Below are 13,136 nucleotides of genomic sequence, written 5' to 3' on the forward strand. Positions count from 1 at the left end.
AACTTTGTCGATTCCCGGCGTTGTTCGGGGATGACGAACCTTCGACACTATCCTTCCGCTGCGCTGCTCCTGTCGGGCGCGCTGATCCTGACCGCCTGTTCGGAGAAGCCCGATACGCCCGCCGAAAAGGCGGCCGCCGCCGCCGTCCCCGGCGCACCGCCGGGCGGGCCGGCGGACGTCGCGGCGAAAAATGCGCCAGCATCCGACGTCAAGGAGAAGAACGAGCTTGTCGAGTTTGCTTATAGCTATCCCGCCGAAGCGGCGCAGATTCCCGGGCTGGCGGCATGGCTCGACAACGATCGGGCAACGCAGCGCGACGCGCTGGTAAGCGCCGCGCGCCGCGATCAGGCGGCCGCAGATAAGGAGGGCTTTCCCTATTATGCGCACAGTCACCTTCAGAAATGGCAGCGGATAACCAGCACGCCGCGCTTTCTCAGCCTGTCGGCGGAGATCGAGACCTATATGGGCGGCGCGCATGGCATGCAGACCTTCGACACGCTGGTCTGGGACCGCAATCGCGCGAAGCGGCTCAAGCCGCTCGACATGTTCGCCAGCGGCGAAGCGTTCGACAAGGCGGTGAACGACGACCTGTGCGCGGCAATCGAACGCGCAAAGGCGGCGCGCGGCGTCGAATGGGTCCGCGACGGCAGCCCCTTCGGCAAATGCCCGTCCGCTGCGGCGCAGACGGTGTGGCTCGGTTCGTCCGACGGCCGCTATCTCGACCGGCTGACGATCGCGATCGCTCCCTATGAGATCGGCGCCTATGCCGAGGGCAGCTACAAGATCAACCTGCCGATGTCGCAGGCGATCGTGCACGCGGTGAAGCCCGAATACGCCCGCGATTTCCTGCCGACGAAGTGAAGGAACCGTAGCAATGGCGAAGCAGTCCAAGGCCGGCAAGGTCGGCGAGACGCCAAAGGAGAAGAAGGGCAAGGCGCGTGCGGCCGCCAAGCTGCGCAAGGCGGTCGGACCCGCCAATTCGATCGCGAAGCCGCCGTCGGACCGCGAGGCCGATCTCGACCGGGCGCCGAAATGGCAACCGCGTTATCCGGGATCGGGCCGTCTCGACGGCAAGGTCGCGATCGTCACCGGCGGCGACAGCGGCATCGGCCGCGCGGTGTGCGCCCTGTTCGCGCGCGAGGGTGCCGACATTGCGCTCGTCTATCACAGCAACAAGGACGACGCCGCCGATACGGTGGCGATCGTCGAGGCCGAAGGGCGCCGTGCGATCGCGATCAAGGCCGATGTCGGCAAGCACGACGCGGGCGAGCGGATCGTCGAGCGCACCCTCGATAAGCTCGGCCGGCTCGATATCGTCGTCAACAACGCCGGCGAGCAGCATCCCGCCGCCGATATCCGCGACATTAGCGCCGAGCAGTTGCAGCGCACCTTCGCCACCAATATCTTCGGCATGTTCTATCTGGTGCAAGCGGCGCTGCCGCACCTCGGCAAGGGCGCCGCGATCGTGAATTGCACCAGCGTCACCATGTATCAGGGGTCGCAAGGCCTGCTCGATTACAGCGCCACCAAGGGCGCGATCACCGCTTTCACCCGTTCGCTCAGCGAAAATCTGGTGGGCAAGGGCATTCGCGTCAACGCGGTCGCGCCGGGCCCGATCTGGACCCCGCTCAACCCGCGCGGCGGCGCGCCGGCGAAGAAGGTCGAGAGCTTCGGCGAAGGCACGCCGATGAAACGCCCCGGCGAACCGAACGAGGTCGCGCCGGCGTTTCTTTTCCTCGCCTGCGACGACAGCAGCTATATGTCGGGTCAGGTGCTGCATCCCAACGGCGGCACGATCGTTAATGGGTAGAGGGTGTTAAGGGACAGCGGGGGCAGACAGGAGACTTGTCATGCCAGCCAAATCGAAAGCGCAGCAGAAGGCGGCCGGCGCCGCATTGAGCGCGAAACGCGGCGATACGCCCAAATCGAAACTCAAGGGCGCGTCGAAACAGATGGTCGACAGCATGAGTGAAAAGCAGCTTGAGGATTTTGCCAAGGGGTCGACCAAGGGCAAGCCCGAACACGTCGATTAATATGAACGCTGTCCTTGCGAGCTGAACGAAGCAATTCAGAGCAGTTTAGGCCACCCTTGGATTGCTTGGCCGGGCTCGCAAAGGTGATATTATTCCGCGGCTTCGAGCTCTGCCGACGCCGCCGAGACCTGAGCTTTGGCCACCGTGAAAGCGAGTACGCCGTCGGCGATCGCGCCGCTGCGCATGTCGATGCGATCCTGCACATAATTCTGGCTGAGCCGCCACGGCAGGGCGTCGGCATTCTTCGGCATGATATGCAGCGAGCGCTGGATATAACCCGACGAGAAATCGAAGATATTCTCCTCGGTCAGCGTCGACGGATCGGCGAGCACCGGCGTCGCCGCGTCGGTGCCGGTCGCCTGCATATGATTGAGCACGCGGCAGACATATTCGGCGACGATGTCGGCGCGCAGCGTCCACGAAGCGTTGAGATAGCCGAACACCGCCGAAAAATTCGGGACGTTCGAGAACATGCACGCCTTGTAATAGAAATGCTCGCTCCAATCGACCGGGTCGCCGTCGACGCGGACGGGGATCTTGCCGGCGACGGCGAGCTTGAGCCCCGTCGCGGTGACGATGATGTCGGCATCGAGATGCTTGCCCGATTTGAGCTGGACGCCGGTGGCGTCGAAGCGTTCGATATGGTCGGTGACCACCGACGCCTTGTCCGCCTTCATCGCCTCGAAGAAATCGGCGTCGGGGACCAGGCAGAGCCGCTGTTCCCACGGGTTATAGGGCGGCGTGAAGGCGGTCGCATCATAGCGGTCGCCGAGTGCGGCCTTCAGCTTCTTGGTCAGGAAATCCTTGACCTTCTGGGGCTTTTCGCGCGCGCGGCGGAAACTGATGTCCTGCAGCTTCACATTCTTGAAGCGGGTGATCCGGTAGGCGAGCTCCTCGGGCAGCACCTTGCGCAGGAAGTTCGCAAACCCGTCCTTCGCCGGACGGATGAAGTACCAGGTCGGCGTGCGCTGGAGCATCGTCACATGCGCCGCCTTGTCGGTCATCGCGGGAACGATCGTCACGGCGGTCGCGCCCGATCCGATCACGACGATCTTCTTGCCGGCGTAATCGAGGTCCTTCGGCCAGAATTGCGGATGCAAAATCTGTCCCTGGAAGTCCTCGCGTCCGGTGAACCCGGCGTCGAACGGCTCGTCATAGTCGTAATAGCCCGAGCCCAGATAGAGCCAGCGCGCGGTTGTCGTGGTCACCGCGCCCTTGTCGTCCTCCATCGTCACCGTCCAGCGCGCTGCGGCGCTGTCCCAGTCGGCACCGACGACCTTTTTGTTGAAGCGGATGCGTTCGCGGATGTGGCGTTCGTCGACGATGCGGTTCAGATATTCGAGGATCGCGGGACCGTCGGCGATCGTCTTTTCATGTTTCCACGGTTCGAAGACGAAACCCAGCGTGTGCATGTCGCTGTCCGACCGGATGCCCGGATAGCGGAACAGGTCCCAGGTGCCGCCAAGGTCGGCGCGGCGCTCGACGAGCGCGAAGCTGCGGTCCGGGCTATGCTGCTGGAGATGCACCGCCATGCCGATGCCCGAAATTCCCGCTCCGACGATCAGCACGTCCTGATCGACCGGTGCAGCCTTCGTCCCCGCGGGACGTTCCATCGTCGCCGTGCCTGCCATCATCCTGTCTCCCGACTATGTTTGAAGGGGAGATTACGCGCCGCGTTTCATTTTGCAATCGAATTGACAGGGGTGAAAGTAGGGGGGGTAGGGGGTGTGAAGCATCCTTGTCGCTGTCACATTATTGTCATAGGGGCGTAACGCTTTTGTCACCTGGGCGTCCCGCGCCTTGAATCTTCGCCCGAATCTTTGGAAAGGATCGAGCATATGCGCCAGATTGCCGTCCTTCCCTATCGATTCGGCGGCCCCGCGCAGGACGGACCGACCGAAATCCTGCTGATCACCTCGCGCGAGACGAAGCGCTGGGTGGTGCCGAAGGGCAATCCGCTGACCGGAATGGAACGCCATGCCGCCGCGGCGATCGAGGCCGAGGAGGAGGCGGGCGTGATCGGCGCCGTCTGCCCGACGCCGATCGGCAGTTATGAATATCGCAAGCGCCGGGCGAACGGCGCATCGATCATGTACAACGTCGAAGTGTTTCCGCTCGCCGTGACCAACGAGCTCGACGACTGGAAGGAAATGGACGAACGCGACCGCAAATGGTTCTCGTTCCGCGATGCCGCGTCGGCGGTCGAGGAACCCGATTTGCAGGCGCTGATCCGCTCGTTCGGCGATGGCGGTTTTCGTGCCGTCGCCCAGCCGCGCGGGGTCGTCCAGAATGTTGCAGACAAAACAGGGGTTAGCTGGATGTTCGCATGGTTTCAGCGTTTGCTGCCGCGACAGGGAAATTTCTTCGAATTGTTCGAAAGCCACGCCGCGACGCTGGTCGCCGGGGCGAACGCCTTGTCGCGCATGCTGCAGGGCGGCGAGGGCATGGCCGACCACGTCCAGGAAATCATCGAGCGCGAGCATGACGCCGATGCGATCACTCGCGAAGTGTTGCAGACAGTTCGCCGCACCTTCCTGACTCCGTTCGACCGCAGCGCGATCACCGACCTGATCGCCTCGATGGATGATGCGATCGACGAGATGCAGAAGACCGCGGGCGCCGTCGACCTCTATGACGTCACCGAATTCGAACCCGAAATGCGCGATATCGGCGGCATCATCGTCGACGCCGCGCGCCTGACAGCCGAGGCGCTGCCGCTGCTGCGCAACATTTCGGCCAATGCCGTGCGCCTGCACGAACTGACCGAACGGCTGGTGCGGATGGAAGGCCATGCCGACGAAATCCACGCCGCGGGCCTCAAGCGCCTGTTTAAGGAACATGGGCAGTCGAACAGCGTCCGCTTCCTGATCGGGCGCGAACTCTACCGTCATCTCGAGCGCGTCACCGACAGTTTCGAGGATGTCGCGAACGAGATCGACGGTCTGGTTATCGACCACGCATAAGCGGGGGCGTCCACCATGCACGAACTCGCTTTTCCGCTCCTCGTCGGCCTTGTCATCCTCGCGCTGGCGTTCGATTTTCTCAACGGGCTGCACGATGCGGCGAACAGCATCGCGACGGTTGTCGCGACCCGGCTGCTGCGGCCGGTGCAGGCAGTGCTCTTTGCGGCCTTTTTCAACTTTGCCGCCTATTTCCTGTCGATCATTTTCCCCGAACTGCACAAGGTTGCCGAGACGATCGGCAAGGGGATCATCGACAAGGATCTGGTGACGCCCGCCGTCGTGTTCGGGGCGCTCGTCGGCGCGATGTTCTGGAACGTCGTCACCTGGCTCAAGGGCATTCCGTCGTCGTCGAGCCACGCGCTGGTGGGCGGCATCGTCGGCGCCGGCGTTGCGCACGCCGGGTTCGAAGGGATCGAGTGGACCGGGCTCAACAAGACGGTCATCGCGATTTTCCTGTCGCCCCTGCTCGGCATGCTGCTCGCGATGCTGGTGATGCTGGTCAGCAGCTGGGCGCTGCGCCGCGCGACCGCCAGCTTTGCCGAGAAGACCTTCCGCCATCTCCACCTCCTGTCGTCGGCCGCCTATTCGATCAGCCACGGTCTCAACGACGCGCAGAAGACGATGGGGATCATCACCGTCCTCCTCTATTCGACCGGCTATCTCGGCGGCGAGTTCCACGTTCCGCACTGGGTCGCGTTCAGCTGCTACATCGCCATCGCGCTCGGTACGCTGTCGGGCGGGTGGAAGATCATCGAGACGATGGGCGGCCGGATCACCAAGCTGTCGCATCATCAGGGCTTCGCCGCCTCGACCGGCGGGTCGATCATGGTGTTCACCGCCAGCCTGCTGGGCATCCCCGTGTCGACGACGCACACGATCACCGGTAGCATCATCGGCGCCGGCATTGCGCGCCGTGCGAGTGCGGTGCGCTGGGGGGTTGCCGGCAACGTCGTCGCGGCATGGTTCATCACCATCCCGGCGAGCGCGATCGTCGCCGCGATATTTTACGCGATCACCCGCCTGTTCTGACCCTGCCGGGGGTTGCGTTCGGATGAGAACGTAATAGGAACACTCCGCTGAAGAAGCGGAGTGCAGGCGATGACGAGCGATTTCGATTTCGAGTTCGGCAGCTGGCGGGTGAAGCATCGCCGCCTGAAAGCGCGGCTGGTCGGCTGCGACGAATGGGAAGAATTCGAGGGGAGCTGCGAGACGCGGCCGATCCTCGGCGGCCATGGCAATGTCGAGGATAATGTCATCCACCTTCCCGGCGGCACCTATCGCGCCATCGCGCTCCGTTCATACGATCCGGCGCAGGATAGCTGGGCGATCTGGTGGCTCGATGCCCGCAGTCCGCACGCGCTCGACGTCCCGGTCGTCGGCGGTTTCAGGGACGGGATCGGCCATTTCCATGCCGACGACAGCCACGAGGGGCAGCCGGTCCGGCTGCGTTTCATCTGGAGCCAAACCGACACCGCGTCGCCGCGCTGGGAGCAGGCGATGTCGGTTGACGGCGGCGAGACGTGGGAGCTGAACTGGACGATGGATTTCGAGCGGGCCTAGCGCCCTGATCTATTTACCGGGTCGATAATCGACGCTCGCGCCGCCGACCATGCGCACCGGCAGATAGAGGCCGTTGCCATAGGCGGTGATCTCGCCGGTCTCGAAGCTGTCGATGCGGGTGCGGATGACGAAGGCGCCCTCGCGCCGCTGGTCGATTGCGCGCCGGATCTTGCCCTGTAATTCCGCGAGGTCGCGGGTGAAATTCTGCGTCAGCGCGTCGGCGATCAGCGGCGCGAAGCCCTCGCTCTCGGCGATGCCCAGCAACAGGTCGCCCTTCAGTCCGTTGGTGTCGCCATCGACTTTCAGGTCGATGAAGCTCACCTTGGCTGAACCGGGGGCGTTCACCGGGCGCGCGGTGACCCAGACGCGGCCGCGCGTCGGCTCGCGCTTTGCCCCCTGGACCAGCGCCTCCAGTTCGATCCCGACCGCGATCCGGTTGTCGGGGGCGCCATAGGCGGTCACCTTGCCGAACTTTGCCATCACCGGCCCGATCGCGGGCAGGACGAAGGGGCGGGCCGAGCGCTTGACCAGCGCCCGGTGGATTACCGGCTCGAGCTGGGCATAATCGGCGAGCACCGGCACCCGGACGTCGAAATGCGGCTTGGGCGTTTCGCGTACCAGCCGGGGCAGCGGGGTCGGCACGGGGTCACGCGGGCGGCCCGAAACGAAGGTTTCGGTGATCGCCTCCAGCCCGAGGTTGAGGCGCATCTGCTGGCCGTCGAGGCGGTACCCGCCATAGAGGATGCGCTGTGGCGTCACGCGCATCCACACCGGCGGGTTTTCGCGGTTGAGTTCGAGCGTGGTGAAGCTCTGCCGCCAGACTTCGGCCGCCTGTTTGCGGATATCGATCTTCGCGATCTCGCGGTTCACCTCGCGCTCGACGTCGCGGACGACGGGTTTCAGCTTGGCGTCGGCCTCGTCGGTGAAGGTGATCCGCCGCCCGAGGAAATCGATGCCCGGCGCGTTGGTCCAGCCATAGCTGATCCGCGCCTTGCCCTGCGTGCGCCAGTCGGGGGTCAGTTCGATCCGTACCCGCGCGTGCGCCATCGCGGCGCCGGTCGCGGTCTCGCCCTTCAATACGCCGCCGACATCGCGCGCGCTGATCGTCGCATGGATCGGCACATCGACGACGATCTCGCTGCCTTCGCCGCGCAGCCTAAGCGGCCCGCGCGTTACCCGCCCGACGATCGTGCAGGCGATCGGCGGGGTGACCTTGACCTTCTTGCCGAAGACCTTGACCCGCTGCGGTTTCACGCATGCGCGTTCGCGCTGGTTGATCGTCCACAGCGTCTTCGGCACCGCGCGTTCGAGCGCGGTTTTCAGCGATGCGGTGCTGGCGTTGATCGGCACCGCGATCAGCGATGTCTGGGTAGGCGAAGGCGCCTTGTCGGTCGCGCGCGGCGGTGGCTCGACTTCGGTTTTGCGCTCGCAGGCGGTGAGAGATGCGGTTAGCAGCAATGCGACGGTCGTCAGTCGAATTAGACGCATATGGTGCCCCTGATGCGGTCTCTATCGCCTATAACATCGGAAGGTGCAAAGCTGTTCCATCGGTATGGAAGAGGGAAATAACTACTTTCGGCCGGTTGTGGACCTTTTCCATTCGTCATCCCGGACTTGATCCGGGATCCATAGCTGCACCGTCGTCATGGATCCCGGATCAAGTCCGGGATGACGAAAGCGGGGGGAGGTAACGACAGCTTTCCACCCCAAAACCGCCATTCGCCCCTCAGGTCTGCAGGCCCTGCTTTACAGCGCTGCTTTACGCCACGACCCCGAACAGGTCGTGCTCGTCGGCGTCTTCGATCTCGACATCGACGATATCGCCGGCCTTCAGCGTCGCGGCCACGTCGCGGAGGTAGACATGACCATCGATTTCGGGGGCGTCGGCCTGTGAGCGGCCCGTTGCGCCGATGCTGCCGTCTTCATCCGCCTCGCCGACCTCGTCGATGATCACCGGCAGCGTGCGGCCGATCTTGGCCTCCAGCTTGGCGGCGCTGATCGCGGCGGTCTTGGCCATGATGCGCTGGTAGCGTTCTTCCTTGACCTCTTCGGGCACCGGATTGTCGAGCGCATTGGCCTGCGCCCCCGCGACGGGTTCGAAACGGAAAGCGCCGACGCGGTCGAGCTGCGCTTCGTCGAGCCAGTCGAGGAGATACTGGAAATCGGCCTCGGTCTCGCCGGGGAAGCCGACGACGAAGCTCGAGCGGATCGAAATGTCGGGCGCGATCGCGCGCCAGCTCTTCAGCCGTTCGAGCACCTTCGCTTCGTTCGCGGGGCGCTTCATGCGCTTGAGGACGCTCGGGGCCGCGTGCTGGAAGGGGATGTCGAGATAGGGCGTGAGCAGCCCCTCGGCCATCAGCGGGATGACCGCGTCGACGTGCGGATAGGGATAGACATAGTGGAGGCGCACCCACGGGGCGCGGCCTTCGCTGGTCTTGAGCTGGCCGAGTTCGCGCGCGAGGTCGGTCATATGCGCGCGCACCTCGCGGCCATGCCACTGGCGCGGGTCGTGCTTGATGTCGACGCCGTAAGCCGACGTGTCCTGGCTGATCACCAGCAGTTCCCTGGTGCCAGCGGCGACGAGCTTTTCCGCCTCGCGCAGCACCGCGTCGATGCGGCGGCTGACGAGTTTGCCGCGGAGGTCGGGGATGATGCAGAAGGAGCAGCTGTGGTTGCAGCCCTCCGAAATCTTCAGATAGCTGTAGTGGCGCGGGGTCAGCTTCAGCCCACCCTCGGGGACAAGATCGATGAACGGTCCCTGCGTCGGCGGCGCCGCGTCGTGGACGGCGTCGACGACCTGTTCGTACTGATGCGCGCCGGTGACCGCGAGGACGTTGGGGAAGCGGGCGCGGATGACCTCGGCCTCGTTGCCCATGCAGCCGGTGACGATGACGCGGCCATTCTCGGCCATCGCTTCGCCGATCGCCTCGAGGCTTTCTTCCTTCGCCGAGTCGAGGAAGCCGCAGGTGTTGACGAGCACGACGTCGGCGCCCGCATAGTCGGGCGACAGGCCATAGCCGTCGGCGCGCAGCTTGGTCAGAATCCGTTCGCTGTCGACGAGCGCCTTCGGGCAGCCGAGCGACACCATGCCGACTTTCGGCTGGGCGGGAAGAGTCTTGGTTGTCATGATTGGCCGCGCCTTTAATCGATTTTGCGGCACTTGTCACGCCCGGCGCGCGGCGGCATGGATGATGCCCGGCAGACGAAGGATGGACGCAGGATGATCGGCCTATTTGCAGCAGTTTCGGCGGCGCTTGCCGTTGCGGCCGGGGCGTTCGGCGCCCATGGCGCGGCGGGGCAGCAGGAGGCCGAATGGCTGCGCACCGGCGGGCTGTACCAGTTGATCCACGCCGTCGGCGCGCTCGCGATCATGGGTTTTGCGCGCGGGCCGGCGATCATGCTGCTGGTCGGCGGCGCGATCTTTGCCGTCACCCTCTATGCGATGGCGCTCGGCGGACCGCGCTGGCTCGGCGCCGTGACCCCGATCGGCGGCAGCCTGCTGATCATCGGCTGGCTGTGGGCCGGCTGGCTGTTCTGGCGGGGCTAACCGCCCGGAACGCTCGCTTCGCATTCCTCGCAGTTGATCACCTCGACGATCAGGTCGCCGGGTTCGAGGCGCTTGGTTTCCGCTTCCCAGAAACCATAGGGCTTGCCGCCGCGATAGATGCGCAAGCCGCGGCCGCCGCTGGCGAGCTGGTCGATGCTCCGCCCGATTTCCTCGCCGCTGACGGGGCGTTCGCGGAGCTGGACGCGGCCGCCGACGCTGGCGAGGTCGGCCATATAGTCGGCGACATGCGCGCCCTGCGCCGACCCGGCGAGCAGCAGGCCGGTGAAGCTGACCGGATTGATGACATTGTTCGCACCGGCTTGCCGCGCGAGCAGTTCATTGTCCTGGGCGCGAATGACGACGCTGATCGGCACCTTGGGAGCAAGGTGGCGGACGGTCAAAACCATCAGGATCGAGGCGTCGTCGCGCCCCGCCGAGACAAGGACCGACTGCGCCTTTGCGATCTGGACGTCGATCAACGTGTCGTCGTTCGATGCATCGCCCTGCAACACGTTGCAGCCGGCGGCTTCGGCTTCGGCAATCCGCGATCCCGACTGGTCGATCACGACGATGCAGGCGGGATCGGTGCCGCGTGCGATCAGTTCCCTGACCGCTTCGCTGCCGCTGATGCCATAGCCGAGCACGACGATATGGTTGGTGAGCTTTGCCTGGATGCGGGCCATACGCCATTTTTCCCATGTGCGTTTGATTGCGAATTGATACGCCGTTCCGACGAAGATGAAGAGTACCGCGACGCGTATTGGCGTGACGATGACCGATTCGATCAGCCGCGAACGGTCGGATACGGGGGCGATGTCGCCAAAGCCGGTCGTGGTGACCGATATCATGGTGAAATAGACGACGTCGAGGAAGCTGATCTCTCCGTCATGACTGTCGCGCAGCCCGGCCCGGTCGATCCAGTGAACGAGGACGACGAAGGCGATCAGCAGGAAGGCGACGCCCAGCCGCGTCACCACATCGGCCCAGATCGGCCATTTGCTCATGCGGCGCAGCGGATTGAACCGGTGCTCGAAAGGACTGCGGCGGGGCTTGGCCATCGCCGCTATCTTGGCGGCAATTGCTTCAGCGGGTCAATCGGAATGCGATTCTTGCGGAGCTGGAAATGGAGCTGCGGCGACTGGACCTGGCCGCTCGCCCCGGCGCGGCCGATGATGTCGCCGGCCTTGACCGCCTGCCCGCGCTGGACGTCGATCCGCCCCGCATGGCCATAGGCGCTGACCCAGCCGCCGCCATGGTTGATCAGGATCAGCCCGCCATAGACGCCGATTTGGTCGCCGGCATAGGCGACGACGCCCGGCGCGGCGGCGTGAATCGGGGTGCCGGTTGCGGCGGCGATGTTGATCCCGTCGTTGACCTTACCCGGCGCGAGCGGACCGAATTTCGCGATGATCTTTCCGGTGAGCGGCCACTGGAACCGCCCCGCGAAGGCGGCGGGCGCGGCGATCGCGGTGGTGACGGGTTTCGTCGGTGCAGCGCTGGCGGCGGTCGGCCGCGCGCTTTCGGCCAGCGCGGGCTGGCTGCCGGTCGCGATATCGTCGATGTCGAGGTTGAAGGCAGCGGCGCGCGCGGCGACGTCGACCGCCTTCGGCGGCAGCGCCTTGGCGTGCGCGGGCAGCCGTAGCCGCTGCCCGACGCGCAGAATATAGGGCTCGGCGAGTGCGTTGATCGTGATGACCTCGCCCCAGTCGACGCCATAGGCGGCCGCGATGCCGATCCCCGTCTCACCGGTCGCGACGCGGTGATACAGGCCTGCCGGAACGCGGAGCTGTTGTCCGGGTAACAGCGTGTAGGGCGGCGCGAGATCATTCTCCATCGCCAGCGCTTCGGAGCCGACGCCCGTCATCTCGCCGATTGCGCGCAATGTGTCGCCGCGGCGCACAATATAAAGGCTACCCCCGACCCATCGCGCGTTGGTCGCGACCGGTTTCAGCGTCCAGGTCGGCCGGGCGTCGCCGCCCATGACGTCCTGCCGCATATAGCTGTCGGGTTCGGGTTCGGGACTTGCGCTCGCCGGCGGCGGGGCGGGGCGGCTCGGCGCACTGGCCGCAGGAATGCATCCGGCGAGCAGCAGCACGCCGGGCAGCAACAGCCCATTACGGTGTCGGACACCCCCCATGCGCCCCCTTTTGCCAAAGCTTGGGCGCGATGGCTAGGCTTCTGTGCCGCTATGGTACAGAAAATGCAAAAGGATCAGGCGGCGTAAGCGCTCCGCAGTCCGGCGAGCGAGGCGTCGTGAGTGAGGTCGAGCTGGAGCGGGGTGACCGAGATATATTTGTCGTCGATCGCCTCGAGGTCGCTGTCGTGGCCGAGGCTATGCTCGATGCCATGCAGGCCGAACCAGAAATAGGGATAGCCGCGCGGATCGGTGCCCTCGACGATCGAGCCGCGGCCATAGTCGTGGAAACCCTGCCGCGTCACCCGGATGCCCTGCACCTCGGCGGCGGGGATCGCGGGAAAGTTGATGTTGATCAGCGTGCGCGGTGCCATTTCCATGTCGAGCAGCGGGCGCAGCACTTTTGCGCCCCACGCTTCGGCCGCCTCGAACGGCACGCTGTCGCCCATGCCTTCGCGCGCGTAGACCTGGCTGAGCGCGATCGAGCGGATGCCGGCGAGGGCGCCTTCGATCGCGGCGGAGACCGTGCCCGAATAGGTGACGTCGTCGCCGAGGTTGGCGCCGCGGTTGACCCCCGACAGGATCAGGTCGGGCTTTTCGGGCATCAGCTTGCCGATCGCCATCATCACCGAGTCGGTCGGGGTGCCGCTGCACGACCAGCGCCGTTCGTCGTGACGGCGGATGCGCACCGGGCGCGACAGGGTGAGCGAATGGCCGGCGCCCGACTGTTCCTCGGACGGTGCGCAAACCCAGATGTCGTCCGAAAGCTGGCGCGCGATCGCCTCCAGCACCGCCATGCCGGGCGCGTGATAGCCATCGTCGTTGGTGAGGAGGATGCGCACGTTTCGGTCTTTCTTTCTTCGTCATCCCGGACTTGATCCGGGATCCATTCAGCGACG

General features: G+C 65.0%; 13 protein-coding genes. 7 read left to right on the plus strand and 6 right to left on the minus strand.

Going from position 1 to position 13,136, the window contains the following annotated elements:
• The first annotated feature begins 30 nt into the window (after positions 1-30).
• From LH19_RS04690 to LH19_RS04700, 3 genes are read left to right on the plus strand one after another with little or no spacing between them, the layout of a single operon-like run.
• Positions 31-861, plus strand: coding sequence for a DUF4163 domain-containing protein (locus tag LH19_RS04690; RefSeq protein WP_054725231.1), 831 nt, complete (start codon positions 31-33; stop codon positions 859-861).
• A gap of 13 nt (positions 862-874) precedes the next feature.
• Positions 875-1,810, plus strand: coding sequence for an SDR family oxidoreductase (locus LH19_RS04695; RefSeq protein WP_082395420.1), 936 nt, complete (start codon positions 875-877; stop codon positions 1,808-1,810).
• A 40-nt stretch (positions 1,811-1,850) separates the two neighbouring features.
• Positions 1,851-2,033: a DUF3008 family protein gene (locus LH19_RS04700; RefSeq protein ID WP_054725234.1), complete on the plus strand. Its 183-nt coding sequence runs from the start codon at positions 1,851-1,853 to the stop codon at positions 2,031-2,033.
• 89 nt (positions 2,034-2,122) lie between these two features.
• Here LH19_RS04700 and LH19_RS04705 read toward each other — a convergent pair whose 3' ends face one another.
• Entirely contained in the window at positions 2,123-3,664 is a 1,542-nt protein-coding gene (locus LH19_RS04705) for a flavin-containing monooxygenase (protein ID WP_234716171.1), read from the minus strand.
• 207 nt (positions 3,665-3,871) lie between these two features.
• Between LH19_RS04705 and LH19_RS04710 the strand changes: the two genes are divergently transcribed.
• From LH19_RS04710 to LH19_RS04720, 3 genes are all read left to right on the plus strand, one after another.
• Positions 3,872-4,996, plus strand: coding sequence for a DUF47 family protein (locus LH19_RS04710; RefSeq protein ID WP_158500092.1), 1,125 nt, complete (start codon positions 3,872-3,874; stop codon positions 4,994-4,996).
• Between the two features lie 15 nt (positions 4,997-5,011).
• Entirely contained in the window at positions 5,012-6,025 is a 1,014-nt protein-coding gene (locus tag LH19_RS04715) for an inorganic phosphate transporter (protein ID WP_054725237.1), read from the plus strand.
• Between the two features lie 69 nt (positions 6,026-6,094).
• Positions 6,095-6,556 carry a hypothetical protein gene (locus tag LH19_RS04720; RefSeq protein WP_054725240.1) on the plus strand — a complete coding sequence of 154 codons (462 nt, stop codon included), beginning with the start codon at positions 6,095-6,097 and terminating at the stop codon, positions 6,554-6,556.
• Between the two features lie 9 nt (positions 6,557-6,565).
• Here LH19_RS04720 and LH19_RS04725 read toward each other — a convergent pair whose 3' ends face one another.
• Together LH19_RS04725 and rimO are read right to left on the minus strand one after the other, a co-directional pair.
• Positions 6,566-8,044, minus strand: a complete 1,479-nt coding sequence (locus LH19_RS04725; protein WP_054725243.1) for a DUF4403 family protein — start codon at positions 8,042-8,044, stop codon at positions 6,566-6,568.
• A gap of 271 nt (positions 8,045-8,315) precedes the next feature.
• Complete coding sequence (gene rimO, locus LH19_RS04730; protein WP_054725246.1) at positions 8,316-9,683, minus strand: 30S ribosomal protein S12 methylthiotransferase RimO; 1,368 nt, start codon at positions 9,681-9,683, stop codon at positions 8,316-8,318.
• Between the two features lie 93 nt (positions 9,684-9,776).
• Between rimO and LH19_RS04735 the strand changes: the two genes are divergently transcribed.
• On the plus strand, positions 9,777-10,103 hold the full coding sequence (locus LH19_RS04735; protein WP_054733014.1) for a DUF423 domain-containing protein: 327 nt from the start codon (positions 9,777-9,779) through the stop codon (positions 10,101-10,103).
• Here the strand turns inward: LH19_RS04735 and LH19_RS04740 are convergent.
• The 3 genes from LH19_RS04740 to surE form a co-directional block, all read right to left on the minus strand.
• Positions 10,100-11,161, minus strand: a complete 1,062-nt coding sequence (locus LH19_RS04740) for a potassium channel family protein (protein ID WP_054725249.1) — start codon at positions 11,159-11,161, stop codon at positions 10,100-10,102. The genes LH19_RS04735 and LH19_RS04740 overlap by 4 nt on opposite strands.
• Before the next feature lie 5 nt (positions 11,162-11,166).
• On the minus strand, positions 11,167-12,240 hold the full coding sequence (locus LH19_RS04745; protein ID WP_145923359.1) for a LysM peptidoglycan-binding domain-containing M23 family metallopeptidase: 1,074 nt from the start codon (positions 12,238-12,240) through the stop codon (positions 11,167-11,169).
• A gap of 74 nt (positions 12,241-12,314) precedes the next feature.
• Entirely contained in the window at positions 12,315-13,079 is a 765-nt protein-coding gene (gene surE / locus LH19_RS04750; protein WP_054725254.1) for a 5'/3'-nucleotidase SurE, read from the minus strand.
• Positions 13,080-13,136: the final 57 nt, after the last annotated feature.

The sequence above is a fragment of the Sphingopyxis macrogoltabida genome, assembly GCF_001314325.1.
In the GTDB taxonomy this organism is placed as follows: Bacteria; Pseudomonadota; Alphaproteobacteria; order Sphingomonadales; family Sphingomonadaceae; genus Sphingopyxis; species Sphingopyxis macrogoltabida.

Bases quoted from the DNA above. Each gene is read 5' to 3' on its own strand.
- LH19_RS04690 (WP_054725231.1), top strand. From the start codon at position 31: ATGACGAACCTTCGACACTATCCTTCCGCTGCGCTGCTCCTGTCGGGC.
- LH19_RS04695 (WP_082395420.1), top strand. From the start codon at position 875: ATGGCGAAGCAGTCCAAGGCCGGCAAGGTCGGCGAGACGCCAAAGGAG.
- LH19_RS04700 (WP_054725234.1), top strand. From the start codon at position 1,851: ATGCCAGCCAAATCGAAAGCGCAGCAGAAGGCGGCCGGCGCCGCATTG.
- LH19_RS04705 (WP_234716171.1), bottom strand. From the start codon at position 3,664: ATGGCAGGCACGGCGACGATGGAACGTCCCGCGGGGACGAAGGCTGCA.
- LH19_RS04710 (WP_158500092.1), top strand. From the start codon at position 3,872: ATGCGCCAGATTGCCGTCCTTCCCTATCGATTCGGCGGCCCCGCGCAG.
- LH19_RS04715 (WP_054725237.1), top strand. From the start codon at position 5,012: ATGCACGAACTCGCTTTTCCGCTCCTCGTCGGCCTTGTCATCCTCGCG.
- LH19_RS04720 (WP_054725240.1), top strand. From the start codon at position 6,095: ATGACGAGCGATTTCGATTTCGAGTTCGGCAGCTGGCGGGTGAAGCAT.
- LH19_RS04725 (WP_054725243.1), bottom strand. From the start codon at position 8,044: ATGCGTCTAATTCGACTGACGACCGTCGCATTGCTGCTAACCGCATCT.
- rimO (WP_054725246.1), bottom strand. From the start codon at position 9,683: ATGACAACCAAGACTCTTCCCGCCCAGCCGAAAGTCGGCATGGTGTCG.
- LH19_RS04735 (WP_054733014.1), top strand. From the start codon at position 9,777: ATGATCGGCCTATTTGCAGCAGTTTCGGCGGCGCTTGCCGTTGCGGCC.
- LH19_RS04740 (WP_054725249.1), bottom strand. From the start codon at position 11,161: ATGGCCAAGCCCCGCCGCAGTCCTTTCGAGCACCGGTTCAATCCGCTG.
- LH19_RS04745 (WP_145923359.1), bottom strand. From the start codon at position 12,240: ATGGGGGGTGTCCGACACCGTAATGGGCTGTTGCTGCCCGGCGTGCTG.